Raw genomic sequence first — 12,651 nt, 5'->3', positions numbered from 1 at the left:
CGAGGACGGTCGCGTCGACCGGGCAGCGGTTCAGATCCAGGCCCGCTTGGTCGCGACCACGAGGCGCCCGCCGCCGTGCTCCGCGTCCGGATTGCGCAGCTCCCGGATGCCGGGGGCGCGGCCGGTGGTGACGTAGACGAGGAGGGTGAGGACGAGCAGGATCTTCGTGCGCATGGCGACGCTCAAGGTTGAGTGTCGGTGCATAGGAACGATCGGTTTTTACCGAGTTGCTGCAGTGCACGCGGGCGCGCCGGCGGACGATTCCCTGCGGACGTGGTGAACGGAGGGTTGCGATGCGGCCGCGATCGTCTATGCCGCCGGCCCGTGATGTCCACAGGCGGAGGATGGGATGCGGCTCCGGATCGGCGTGGCCCTGGGGGTGGTCGTCATCGCCGCCGTTGCTCTGCTTGCCGGGCCGCTGAGCCGCGGCGACAGCCTGTCCGACATCCTGACCGGCCGGACCCCCCTGCTCGCCGGCAGCGCCCGGGCGCCCGGCGGCAGCGCGGACTTGAGCGGCACCGCGACCCTCGCGGCGGACCAGCGGCCGGCGACCCTGCACGTCGCCTGCGATCCAGGCGGCACCGGCCTGTCGGCGGCGCTGACCGTGCCGCGCTTCGCCGAACTGGCGCCGCGCTTCGATTTCGCGGGCCTCGAAGGGGCCGACAGCGAGAAGCCCCTGACCGGCCTCCTGGTCTCCAGCGCCGGCAGCGTGCGCTCCGTGCGCATGCCGGTTCGCGGCGCCGCGACCGGGGCCGATGCGGGCTTCACGCTGACGGTGGCGGGCGCGCGCCGCGGCGAGGATCCGCTGCGCGGGGTCGCCCTGGCCCTCGTCCAGCCCGGGACGAAGCTGACCTGGACGCAGGCGAGCCCGCGCGGCGAGGACCCGACCCTGACGGCCACGTTCACGGTGGCGGAGGCCGATGCCGCCGCGCTGAAGGGCGCCCTGAGCGGCTGCCTCGCGGCGCCGTTCTAGGGTCGCGATCGCGGCGGTCGGCCACCCCGGCCCGTTCGTCGCGGCCGCAGCGCACCGGAGTCGGTCAACCGGCGTGGCTGATCCCCTCGATGGCGCGGATGCGCGGCACGGCGAAGTCGGTGAACGCGCGGACGACCGGGCGCATGTGGCGGACGGACGGGTAGACCAGATAGGCGTCCGTCGAGCGCACCTCGTACGCGGGCAGGACGCGGACGAGATGGCCGGCCGCCAAGTCCTCGGCGACCAGCAGGTGCTGGACCGGGCCCATGTACCGTCCCGCGCGCAGTTCGGCCAACAGCACCTCCGCGCTGTTGGTCCGCAGGGCCGGGCGGACGGCGAGGCTCAGCGTCTCGCGCCCGTGCTGGAGTACGAGCGTGTTCCGGTCGTCCAGGGCCGACGTGGTCGTCACGAGGGCCCGGTCGGCGATCTGCCCGGGCGCGTCGATGCCGCCGGCCCGCGCCAAGTATGTCGGGGCGGCGACCAGGATTCGGCGCACCCAGCCGAGCCGCCGCGTCACGACGTCCTGCCCGTGGGGCCGGCCGTAGCGGAGCGCGAGGTCGTAATCCTCGTAGACGAGGTCGATCAGCCGGTTGTCCAGCACGAGATCGACCGTGACCCGCGGATTCTCGGCCTGGAACGCCGCCACGATCCGGTGCAGATGGGCCGCCCCGATGCAGGCGGGCGCGTGCAGCCGCAGCCGGCCTTCGATGCGGCCGGCCTCGGTGCGGGCATCTTCCAGGGCGGCGTCGATCGTGGCGAGCGCGGGCTGACAGGCCGCGTAGAGCCGCTGGCCCTGCTGGGTCGGACGCACCAGCCGCGCGGACCGTTCGAGGAGCCGCGCGCCGACCTGGGCCTCCAGATTGCGCAGATGCTTGCTGATCGCCGGCTGCGACACCGCGAGGTCGCGTGCGGCCGCGGTCATCGAGCCGCGCTCGACGGTCCGGAGGAACGCGCGCAGGGCCAGCGTCAGATCCATGGATGCCATCCGGTTATGGGTGCGATCACCCCATAGCCGATGGACGGGGCGGCCGCGTGGCGGTTCTGTGCGTCGTCGCCAGATCTTGGAGCGCAGCATCGATGTTTCCGACCCGCCGCAGCCTGCTCGCCGGCACGCCCCTGCTCGTCGCCGGCTGCGTCACCCGCGAGCCGCGCCCCGTCGCCGCGCTGCGCCCGCCCGTCGACCCGGCCTACACGGCCCTCTACGCCGCGCTCGACGGCGAGCCCTTCCCCGTGCCGGCGGTGGACCTGTCCGCGATAGACCCGCGCTTCCTGCGCCGGGAGGTGGCCTACGCCACGGCCGAGCCGCCGGGCACGATCGTGGTCGATCCTTCGGCGCGCTACGCCTACCTCGTGCGCGAGGGCGGGCGCGCCATCCGCTACGGCGTGGGCGTCGGTCGCGATGAGGCGTTCAACTTCCGAGGCGCGGCCGTCATCGCCCGCAAGGCCGAATGGCCGCGCTGGACGCCGACCCAGGCCATGGTCAAGCGAGAGCCTGAGCGCTACGGGCCCTATGCCGGCGGCCTGCCCGGCGGGGCCGGCAATCCGCTCGGTCCGCGGGCGCTCTACCTCTATCGGGACGGCGGCGACACGCTCTACCGCCTGCACGGCACCACGGAGCCGCAGACCATCGGCACGATGGTGTCGTCGGGCTGCGTGCGGTTCCTGAACCAGGACATCATCGACCTGTACGCCCGCGTGCCGGTGGGGAGCCGGGCGGTGGTGCTGGCGGCCAGCGGGACGGCGGCGAGCTGAGGGCCTCGACGGGCACGCACCTACAATTCCCGGCGACAGAACTCACAAAAGCCCACCCGTCCGTGCGAGCGGAGCGAAGCAACCCCGTGTCGCGCGCCCTCATCGAGCGTGGCGCGTCCCTGGATCGCTTCGCTCCGCTCGCGAAGACGGCGCGGGCCAACCGAACCCACAGGCGCTTGGTATCAGCCGCCCCTCAGCTCACCTCCACCTGCACCACCCCGGGCACGGTCCGGAGCTGGCCGGCGAGCGCCGGGCTCGCCTGGAACTTGCCCGGGAGCCGGATCTCCACCTCGCGCTCGCCGCCGTCGAGCTTGAGGATCAGCGAGACCTCGCTCTCGCCCCGCATCGACAGGCGCTGCTGCACGGGCGCGACGCCGCGCGGGTCGCTCAGATGGATGCGGATGCCCTTCTGGTGGCGGGCGACCGCTTGGTCGAGGGGTTCCGCGGTGAGGATGCGGGCGCGCACGTCCTCGCCCTCCAGGTTCGCCTGGAGCTGCAGAACCAGCGGTCGGCCCGGTTCCAGGATGTCGCGGTACTGGCCGAGCCCCTCGGAGAAGATGATCGCCTCGAAATGCGCGGTCCGGTCCGACAGGGTGACGATGCCCATCTTGTTGCCGGTCTTGGTCCGCCGCTCCGCCCGGTCGAGCACCGAGGCCGCCACGCGGCCGACGCTCGACGTCCCGGCCCGCACGGCGCGGCAGAAATCCGTCCAGCTCTGCACCCGCAGCTTGTCCAACAGGTCGCCGTACTCGTCGAGCGGATGGCCCGAGATGAAGAAGCCGATCGCCGCGTACTCGCGCTTGAGCGTGTCGGCCATCGGCCAGATCTCGTGCGGCGGGATCCGCAGGGACACGTCGTCCGCCACCACGCCGCCGAACATGTCGGTGACGCCCGCCGATGCGGCCTCCGCCGCGCTGGCGGCGAGCTTCATCATCGGCTCCACCGCCGCGAAGGCACGCGCGCGGTCGGGCTCGATGCAGTCGAGCGCCCCGGCCTGGACGAGGCTCTCCAGGGTGCGCTTGTTGATCATCCGCGGGTTCAGCCGGCGGGCGAGGCAGGCGAGATCCTTGAACGGCCGGTCGCCGCGGGCCTCCACCAGCGCCCGCACCGCCTCGCGGCCGACGCCCTTGATGGCGGCCAGCGCGTAGAAGATCTTGCCGTCACGCACCTCGAAGACCTCGCCGGAGGTGTTGATCGAGGGTGGCTCGACCGTGATCTTCAGGCGCTGCGCGTCCTGGCGGAATTCGGCCAGCTTGTCGGTGTTGTCGATGTCGAGGGTCATGGCGGCCGCCAGGAACTCGACCGGGAAGTTCGCCTTCAGATAGGCGGTCTGGTAGGTCAGCAGCGCGTAGGCCGCCGCGTGGCTCTTGTTGAAGCCGTAATCGGCGAACTTGGCGAGCAGGTCGAAGATCTCGTTGGCCTTGGCCTTGGTCAACCCGCGCTCGGTGCAGCCCTTGAGGAACCGGTCGCGCTGCGCGTCCATCTCGGCGCGGATCTTCTTGCCCATGGCGCGCCGGAGCATGTCGGCCTCGCCGAGCGAGTAGCCGGCGAGCACCTTGGCGATCTCCATCACCTGTTCCTGGTAGACGATGATGCCGAAGGTCTCCTTCAGCATCGGCTCCAGCTTCGGGTCCGGGTACCAGGACGCCTCGTTGCCGGCGTCGCGGCCGAGCTTGCGCTCGCAGTAGACCGGGATATTGGCCATCGGGCCCGGCCGGTAGAGCGCCACCAGGGCGATGATGTCCTCCAGCCGGTCGGCCTGCATCTCGCAGAGCGCCTTGCGCATGCCGGCCGATTCCACCTGGAACACGCCGACCGTCTCGCCCCGGCCCATCGGCCCGTAGGTGTTCGGGTCGTCGAGCGGCAGCGAGGCGAGGTCGATGTCGATGCCGCGCTGCTTCAGCAGATCGGTGCAGCACCGCAGCATCGTCAGGGTCTTGAGGCCCAGGAAGTCGAACTTCACCAGCCCCGCCTGCTCGACCCACTTCATGTTGAACTGGGTGACCCGCATGCCGGTCTTCGGGTCCCGGTAGAGCGGGACCAGCTCCTCGAGCGGCCGGTCGCCGATCACCACGCCGGCGGCGTGGGTCGAGGCGTGCCGGTGCAGGCCTTCGAGCTTCTTGGAGATGTCGATGAGGCGGCCGACGATCGGCTCCTCCTCCATGGCCTGCTGGAGCTTGGGCTCGCCCTCGATGGCCTGGGCGAGCGTCACCGGGTTGGCGGGGTTCTGCGGCACGAGCTTGGTCAGCTTGTCGACCTGCCCGTAGGGCATCTCCAGGACGCGGCCGACGTCGCGCAGCACGCCGCGGGCGAGCAGCGTGCCGAAGGTGATGATCTGCCCGACCTGCCCCTCGCCGTAGCGCTGCTGCACGTAGCGGATTACCCGCTCGCGGCCCTCGACGCAGAAGTCGATGTCGAAATCCGGCATCGAGACGCGCTCGGGGTTGAGGAAGCGCTCGAACAGCAGGCCGAACCGGAGCGGGTCGAGGTCGGTGATGAGCAGCGACCACGCCACCAGCGAGCCGGCGCCCGAGCCGCGGCCCGGACCGACCGGGATGTCGTGGTCCTTGGCCCACTTGATGAAGTCGGAGACGATCAGGAAGTAGCCCGGGAACTTCATCTTGACGATGACGTCGAGCTCGAACTCGAGGCGCTTGCGGTAATCCTCCTCGGAGAAGCCCGGCGCCGTGCCGTGCTGCTTCAGGCGCAACTCCAGCCCGGCCTCGGCCTGCCGGCGCAGCTCGGTCGGCTCGTCGGCCGAGACCGCCCGCGCGCCCGCGTCGGACGCCTCCGCCAGGGCCTCCGCCATGGGCGGCGTCTCGCCGGCCGCCACGGCGCCGAAATTCGGCAGGATCGGCTTGCGGGTCCGCGCACGGACGGCGCAGCGCATGGCGATCTCGACCGTCGCCTGGAGCGCGTCCGGCAGGTCGCGGAACAGCTCGGCCATCTCGGCCCGGGTCTTGAAGGCGTGGCTCGGCGTCAGGCGGCGGCGGCGCTCGTCCGAGACGAGGCGGCCCTCCGCGATGGCGAGCAGCGCATCGTGGGCGTCGTAGTCGTCGGGCTTGGCGAAGTAGGGCTCGTTCGTCGCCACGATCCCGAGGCCGTGGCGACCGGCGAGGTCGAGGAGCGCGGTCTCGATCCGCGCCTCCTCGGACTGGCCGTGGCGCTGGATCTCCACGTAGAGCCGGTCCTCGCCGAACGTCTCCTTCAGGCGCTTCAGGCGGTTGAGGGCGAGCTCCGGCCGGCCCGCCCGAAAGGCCGCGTCGAGGGGGCCCGCCATCCCGCCGGTGAGCGCGATCAGCCCCTCGGAGGCGCCCGCGAGCGCTCCGGCATCGAGGCGCGGCGCCTCGCCGAGGGCCGTGTCGAAATAGGCGCGGCTCGCCAGCCGCAGCAGGTTGGCGTAGCCGGTCTCGTCCTGGGCGAGGAGCACGATGCCGTGGCTGGTCGGCGCCTGACGCTGGTGCGGGTCCGCGGCCTCGAACGCCACCGAGAGCTGCACGCCGGCGATCGGCTGGACGCCCTCCCCGGCCGCCTTCTCGGAGAATTCCAGCGCGCCGAACAGGTTGTTGGTGTCGGTCAGGGCCAGGGCCGGCTGCCTGTCGGCGACCGCCGCCTTGATCAGGGAGCCGACCTTCAGCGCCCCTTCGAGCAGGGAATAGGACGAGTGGACGTGGAGGTGGACGAATCCGACCTCCTTGAGCTGGCGTGGCATGGCCGACCTTGTTCCGGGGTCGGGCAGCATCCCCGCTCGCCGGCCTCAAGTCGACGTGCGCCGCGCCGCCGGCGGACGATATCCACCGGTCGTGCCCCGGAAGCACCAGTTCGGCCCAGCCCTGTGGACAATCGGCGCCTACGGGGCGATCGCCTGTGCATAACCCGTCCGCGGACGGAACCGGGCAGTCTTCGGAAAAATCCGGCTAACGAACCGGTGCCAAGGCTATCGCCCAGGCGCCCACCGCCGCGAACAGCATCCCGAACGCCATGAACTCGACCATTCCGGTCAGGATCACCCGCTTCAGCATCGACCTGCCTCCTGTGTTCCGGCCCTAGTATGTTCATGTTTTGTTCTATGGAAAGGGTCTGTGGGTCACAGGGCGGCCCCGTTTCTTCGACAGGGTAAAAAGTGTCTTGATGCGGATCGGGCGGGCTGGCATGCCCCCGCCTTCGAGACGAGCTCGTCACCGGCTGGGGAGTTCGAAGGAGCAAGCCATTCCCGAGCACCGGACGGTCGAACGGTTCGACGTCGCCCTCGTGGCCGTCGGCACACACGGCGATGTGCTTCCGTTCATCGCGCTGGGGCACGAGCTCCTGAAGCGCGGCCACGGCGTCTCGCTGGCGGCCCCGGCCCCGTTCGAGGCGATGGCCCGCCGGGCCGGCCTCGCCTTCCAGCCCCTGGGCACGGTCGCCGATTACGAGGCGGTGATCCGCCAGCCGGATCTGTGGCACCCGCAGCAGGGGTTCCGCCCGATGTTCGATTACGCCCTGCGGGTGGCCGAGCCGGCCTGCCTGTGGCTCGGCGCGACCCGCGCCCGGGGGATCGACCTGCGGGTGGTCGCCTCGCCGCTGGGCTGGGGGGCGCGGCTCGCGCAGGACCTCTACGATCTGCCGACCGCGACGCTGCACGTCATGCCGTTCCTGATCGAGAGCCGGTACGATCCGCCGCGCCTGCCGGGCCTGCCGCTGCCGCGCGTCCTGCCGGCCGCCCTGCGGGCCTACGTGAATCTCGGCGTCGACAAGGTGGCGGTCGGCCCGTTCACCCTCCCGCCGCTGAACGCCCTGCGGGCGCGTCTCGGCCTCGATCCGGTCTACCGGCTGCGGCACTGGTGGAACAGCCCGACCGGCATGCTTCTGATGTTCCCCGACTGGTACGCGGAGCCGCAGGCCGACTGGCCGGGCCAGGCGGTGCAGCTCGGCTTCCCGTTGGTCGACCGGTTCGGCGACGTGGCGTCCATGCCGCCGGAGCTGGAAGCGTTCCTCGAGGCGGGCGAGCCGCCGATCGTGTTCACCTACGGCTCGGCCATGCGCCAGGGCGCCGGCTTCTTCGACACCGCGGTGCGGCTGTGCCGGCGCATGGGGCGGCGCGGCGTCCTGCTCGCCCCGCAGGGGGGGCAGATCCCGAAGCCGCTGCCGGCCGGGATCATCCACCTGCCCTACGCCCCCCTGAGCGCCCTGCTGCCGCGCAGCGCGGCGCTGGTCCACCACGGCGGCGTCGGCACGGTGGCGCAGGCGCTGGCCGCGGGCGTCCCGCAGCTGGTGGTGCCCGTGGCCTTCGACCATTTCGACGAGGGGCGGCGGCTGAAGGATCGGGATCTCGGCGCCACCCTGAGCCGCCGCGCCTTCCGGCCCGCGCGGGCGGCGCGGGTCCTCGGCCGGCTACTCGCCGACCCCGCGGTGACGCGGGCCTGCGCGGCGGCCCGGGCGCGGATGGCGGACGGCCGCGACGCCGTCCTCGACGCCTGCGACTACGTCGAGCGGCTGACGGCCGCCGAGGCCGGTCCCGGCCCGTCCCGCGCGTCCTGACCGCGCCGCCTGCCCGAACGCGGGGGGGCGCCGCCTCCGACCGAAGCGGCGCCCTTTCGATTACTGCCCGAGCAGCGCGGTGGCCGAACCGACGAACGTCATGAGCAGGCCGCTCACGAAGGCGCCGATCATGACGTAGGAGAGAGCCTTGAGCTTCATCCGTCCTCGCGTCGGCTCAGCAGCGGTAGCCGCCGGAGGTCTGGCCGTACTGCTTCACCGGCCGGGTCTGCTGGTCGGCGTTGCCCTCGGCGGCCGAGCTCAGCGGGCAGCCGACGTAGTTGGGATTGTCGTGGACCCCCAGTCCGAGCGAGCCCGTGGTCTCGACCTCGTAGGGAGCGAGGCCCGTCCAGCGGGCGCCGTTCGCCGCCAGAGCGGACGAGATCGGGGCAACGCCAAGGACAAGTGCGGTGACGGCTGCGGCGATACGGGTCTTCATGGTCAGGCTCCAGAGATAACGCAGTACAGGCCGGTTGTTCGGCTCTGTTTTGTCTTGCGTGATCACAAGATAGGGGCCCGGTGTCTTCCGCGACGTGACGCGTCGCACGCGGCGCGACGGATTAAAGATCGCGTGCACTTGCGGGGCTCGGAGGTCTGCGGGCCGGCTGGCGTCGCGGGCCGGGAGCGATGCGCCCTGTGGTTGATCGAGGCTGCCGCGGCGCGGCGTGTAAGGGGCGCGCCGCCGCGCGGGCCGTCGCCGCGCCGGCACACGGGAGATCTGCTCAGCGGGTGGCCCGCTCAGTCGAGCTGCGTGATCAGCCCGTCCCGGATAGTGACCCGCCGATCCATGCGGGCGGCCAATTCCAGGTTGTGGGTCGCGACCAGGGCGGCGAGCCCCGAGGCGCGGACCAGGGCCATCAGGATCGAGAAGACGTGGCCCGCCGTCCCGGGATCGAGGTTGCCGGTCGGCTCGTCGGCGAGCAGCAGCCGCGGGCCGTTGGCCACCGCCCGGGCGATGGCGACGCGCTGCTGCTCGCCTCCCGACAGCTCCGCCGGGCGGTGCGGCAGCCGCTCCTTGAGGCCGAGGAAGCTCAGGAGTTCCGTGGCGCGGGCCTTCGCCTCCGGGGCCTTCAGGCCGCGGATGAGCTGGGGCATCACCACGTTCTCCAGCGCCGAGAACTCCGGCAGCAGGTGGTGGAACTGGTAGACGAAACCCATCTCCTCGCGCCGCAGGCGCGTGCGCTCGGAATCCGCCATCGCGGCCGTGGGCTGACCGCCGATATAGATCTCGCCCCCGTCCGGCCGCTCCAAGAGGCCGGCGAGGTGCAGCAGGGTCGACTTGCCGGCTCCCGACGGTGCCACCAGAGCGACCAACTCCCCCGGCCAGATCGCGAGGTCTGCGCCGCGCAGGATCTCGAGGGCACCCTCGGCCTGGGCGTAGCGCCGCTCGACGCGGGAGAAGAACAGCGCCGGCACCGGCTGGTCGCCGGCGGTCTGGCTCGAATCGCTCATCGGATGCGGCCCGTCAGCCGTAGCGGAGGGCCTGCACCGGATCGAGCCGGGCGGCGCGCCAGGAGGGATACAGCGTCGCCGCGAGCGACAGCAGCAGGGAGGTGATCACCACGGCGGTGATCTCCTTCGGGTTCATCTGCGCCGGGATCTCGGCGAGGAAGCGCACGGTCGGGTCCCAGGCGCCCGGAAACAGCACGTGCTGGATCGGCTTGATGTTGAGGGTGATCAGGATGCCGAGGCCGAGCCCGCTGAGCGTCCCGACGACGCCGATCAGCGCGCCGTTGATCAGGAAAACCCGCATGATCGTGCCCGGCGTCGCCCCCATGGTGCGCAGGATCGCGATGTCGCTCGACTTGTCGCGCACCAGCAGGATCAGGCCGGAGACGATGTTGAGGGTCGCCACCACGACGATCAGGCTGAGGATCAGGAACATGACGTTCCGCTCAACCTCCAGGGCCCCGAAGAAGGTCCGGTTGCGCTGGCGCCAGTCGGTGAGCAGGATCGGGCGCTCGGCCGCCATCTCCAGGGGCTCGCGCATGTCGCCGACATGGTCGGGATCGTCGACGTAGATCTCGATCATGCTCACGTCGCCGTCTTTGTTGAAGAACGCCTGGGCCTCGGCCAGCGGCATGAACACGAAGGTCTGGTCGAACTCGGTCATCCCGACCTCGAACACCGCCTTGACCGTGTAGCTCTTGGTGCGCGGCGCGGTCCCGAAGGGCGTCGACGAGCCCTTGGGCGTGACCAGCGTGATCGTGTCGCCGGCCTGCAGGCCCAGCGTGTCGGCGAGCCGCCGCCCGATCAGCACGCCGGTGCCGTCGTCGAAACCTTCGAGGGTGCCGCCGCGGATCGCCGAGGACACGGCCGCCAGCGCGTCGAGGTCGGCCGCCCGCACGCCGCGGATGATGACGCCGGATCCGCCGTACTGCGACGAGGCGAAGGCCTGGCCCTCGACCAGCGGCACCGCGGCGCGCACGCCCGCCACCTTCGACAGCCGGTCCGACAGGTCGGTCCAGTCGTTGAACGGCCGGTCGATGGGCGTCGCGAACAGGTGGCCGTTGATGCCGACGATCTTCGACAGCAGTTCCGCGCGGAAGCCGTTCATCACCGACAGGACGATGATCAGCGTGGCGACGCCGAGCGCGATGCCGAGCACCGAGAAGAACGCCACCACCGAGACGCCGCCGCCCCGGCGCCGGGCGCGCAGGTAGCGGCCGGCGAGGATCCACTCGAACGGCGCGAAGGGCGCGGTGCCCTGGCGGAACGAGGCCGCGAACGAGGCCGCGAAGGTCCGAACCCGGTCCAGCTTCGCTGAGGCGGCCATCGGCACGCCTCAGACGCGCCGGATGCGTGCCAGCAGATCGACGGTCGCGAGGCTCTCGCGCTCGCCGCCGGCACGCCGCTTCAGCTCGACCTTGCCCTCCGCCAGGCCCTTGGGCCCGACGATCACCTGCCAGGGCAGGCCGATCAGGTCGGCGGTGGCGAACTTCGCGCCGGGGCGCTCGTCGCGGTCGTCGTAGAGCACCGACAGGCCGGCGGTCTCGAGGTCGGACTGGATCTGCGCGCAGGCGGCGTCGGTGGCCGCGTCCCCGACCTTGAGGTTGATCAGGGCGACGTCGAACGGCGCGACCGAGTCCGGCCAGATGATCCCGGCCTCGTCGTGGCTGGCCTCGACGATGGCGGCGACCAGCCGGCTCGGCCCGATGCCGTAGGAGCCCATATGGACCGGCCGCTCGATCCCGTCCGGACCGGCGACCTTGGCGCCCATCGGCTCGGAATACTTGGTGCCGAAGTAGAAGATGTGCCCGACCTCGATGCCGCGGGCCGCCATGCGGTTGTCCTCCGGGACCTCCGCGAAGGCCGCCGGCTCGTGCATCTCCTCGGTGGCCGCGTAGTGCGAGGTCCAGGCATCGACGATGCCCTGGAGGGCGGCGACGTCGTCGAAATCGACGGTCGCCGGCGGGATGTCGAAGTCGAGATAGGCCTTGTCGCAGAAGACCTCGCTCTCGCCGGTCTTGGCCAGGATGATGAACTCGTGGGACAGGTCGCCGCCGATCGGGCCGGTATCGGCGCGCATCGGGATCGCCTTCAGGCCGAGGCCCGCGAAGGTCCGCAGGTACGCCACGAACATCCGGTTGTAGGCGTGGCGCGCCCCGGCCTGGTCGAAATCGAACGAGTAGGCGTCCTTCATCAAGAACTCGCGCGAGCGCATCGTGCCGAAGCGCGGCCGCACCTCGTCGCGGAACTTCCACGAGATCTGGTAGAGATTCTTGGGCAGGTCCTTGTAGGAGCGCACGCTCGCCCGGAAGATCTCGGTGACCATCTCCTCGGCTGTGGGGCCGTAGAGCATCTCGCGGTCGTGCCGGTCCTTCAGGCGCAGCATCTCCTTGCCGTAGGCGTCGTAGCGGCCGGATTCCCGCCACAGCTCGGCGGACTGCACCGTCGGCATCAGGATCTCGACGGCGCCGGACCGGTCCTGCTCCCGCCGGATCACCGCGCAGACGCGCTCCAGAACCCGCAGGCCCAGCGGCAACCAGGCGTAGATGCCGGCGGCTTCCTGGCGGACCAGGCCGGCGCGCAGCATCAGCCGGTGCGAGACGATCTCGGCTTCCTTGGGCGTCTCGCGCAAGGTCGGCATGAAATAGCGGGAGAGACGCATGTCGTCAGAGTCTTGGAAGAGGATCGGCCGGGAGGAGCCGCGGCGCGCCGGCACACAACACGCCGGAGACGCAAATTACAAGCACTGCGCGACCACGGCGGGGCGTAATCGCGGCGAACCGGAGGCGGCGGCCCGGCCGCGCTGAGGCCGCTGCCTAGGCGGAAAGCGGTATGCCCATTTGCCGGCAAGAAAGCGCAGATTTTTCTCGCAGACCCGGTGACAACACGAATTGTTGTTCCTATAAGCGTCCGGCGATGTTTGCGACGCCCGGAAGAGGTGGCGCAAGGTCCGAGTCTCG

General features: G+C 71.1%; 10 protein-coding genes. 3 read left to right on the top strand and 7 right to left on the bottom strand.

Annotated features, from left to right (window positions below; translation table 11 throughout):
- Nucleotides 1-30: 30 nt before the first annotated feature.
- Complete coding sequence (locus BM419_RS32305) at nucleotides 31-174, bottom strand: hypothetical protein (RefSeq protein ID WP_170855152.1); 144 nt, start codon at nucleotides 172-174, stop codon at nucleotides 31-33.
- A gap of 175 nt (nucleotides 175-349) precedes the next feature.
- Here BM419_RS32305 and BM419_RS06900 point away from each other — a divergent pair, with 175 nt between their 5' ends.
- A complete protein-coding gene (locus BM419_RS06900) occupies nucleotides 350-973 on the top strand; it encodes a hypothetical protein (RefSeq protein ID WP_091925842.1) in 624 nt (207 codons plus the stop codon).
- A gap of 64 nt (nucleotides 974-1,037) precedes the next feature.
- On the opposite strand, the gene BM419_RS06895 is transcribed toward BM419_RS06900, so the two are convergent.
- Nucleotides 1,038-1,949 (bottom strand): LysR family transcriptional regulator, encoded by a 912-nt coding sequence (locus BM419_RS06895; RefSeq protein WP_091925841.1) that lies wholly within the window; start codon nucleotides 1,947-1,949, stop codon nucleotides 1,038-1,040.
- A gap of 101 nt (nucleotides 1,950-2,050) precedes the next feature.
- Here BM419_RS06895 and BM419_RS06890 point away from each other — a divergent pair, with 101 nt between their 5' ends.
- Entirely contained in the window at nucleotides 2,051-2,725 is a 675-nt protein-coding gene (locus BM419_RS06890; protein ID WP_091925839.1) for a L,D-transpeptidase, read from the top strand.
- Between the two features lie 193 nt (nucleotides 2,726-2,918).
- On the opposite strand, the gene dnaE is transcribed toward BM419_RS06890, so the two are convergent.
- On the bottom strand, nucleotides 2,919-6,437 hold the full coding sequence (dnaE, locus tag BM419_RS06885; protein ID WP_091925837.1) for a DNA polymerase III subunit alpha: 3,519 nt from the start codon (nucleotides 6,435-6,437) through the stop codon (nucleotides 2,919-2,921).
- 539 nt (nucleotides 6,438-6,976) lie between these two features.
- Here dnaE and BM419_RS06880 point away from each other — a divergent pair.
- Nucleotides 6,977-8,245, top strand: a complete 1,269-nt coding sequence (locus tag BM419_RS06880; RefSeq protein WP_091925835.1) for a glycosyltransferase — start codon at nucleotides 6,977-6,979, stop codon at nucleotides 8,243-8,245.
- Nucleotides 8,246-8,420: 175 nt separating this feature from the next.
- Here the strand turns inward: BM419_RS06880 and BM419_RS06875 are convergent, their stop codons facing one another.
- The 4 genes from BM419_RS06875 to proS all read right to left on the bottom strand — a co-directional run bounded on the left by BM419_RS06875 (nucleotide 8,421) and on the right by proS (nucleotide 12,353).
- Nucleotides 8,421-8,681, bottom strand: a complete 261-nt coding sequence (locus BM419_RS06875; RefSeq protein ID WP_020092251.1) for a hypothetical protein — start codon at nucleotides 8,679-8,681, stop codon at nucleotides 8,421-8,423.
- Nucleotides 8,682-8,980: 299 nt separating this feature from the next.
- Nucleotides 8,981-9,694 (bottom strand): ABC transporter ATP-binding protein, encoded by a 714-nt coding sequence (locus BM419_RS06870; RefSeq protein WP_020092250.1) that lies wholly within the window; start codon nucleotides 9,692-9,694, stop codon nucleotides 8,981-8,983.
- A gap of 13 nt (nucleotides 9,695-9,707) precedes the next feature.
- On the bottom strand, nucleotides 9,708-11,018 hold the full coding sequence (locus BM419_RS06865) for a lipoprotein-releasing ABC transporter permease subunit (protein ID WP_091925833.1): 1,311 nt from the start codon (nucleotides 11,016-11,018) through the stop codon (nucleotides 9,708-9,710).
- Between the two features lie 9 nt (nucleotides 11,019-11,027).
- On the bottom strand, nucleotides 11,028-12,353 hold the full coding sequence (proS, locus tag BM419_RS06860) for a proline--tRNA ligase (protein WP_020092248.1): 1,326 nt from the start codon (nucleotides 12,351-12,353) through the stop codon (nucleotides 11,028-11,030).
- Nucleotides 12,354-12,651 lie beyond the last annotated feature (298 nt).

Source organism: Methylobacterium sp. yr668 (assembly GCF_900116245.1).
GTDB lineage: Bacteria > Pseudomonadota > Alphaproteobacteria > Rhizobiales > Beijerinckiaceae > Methylobacterium.
This window is presented reverse-complemented; position numbering and strand designations above follow the sequence as displayed.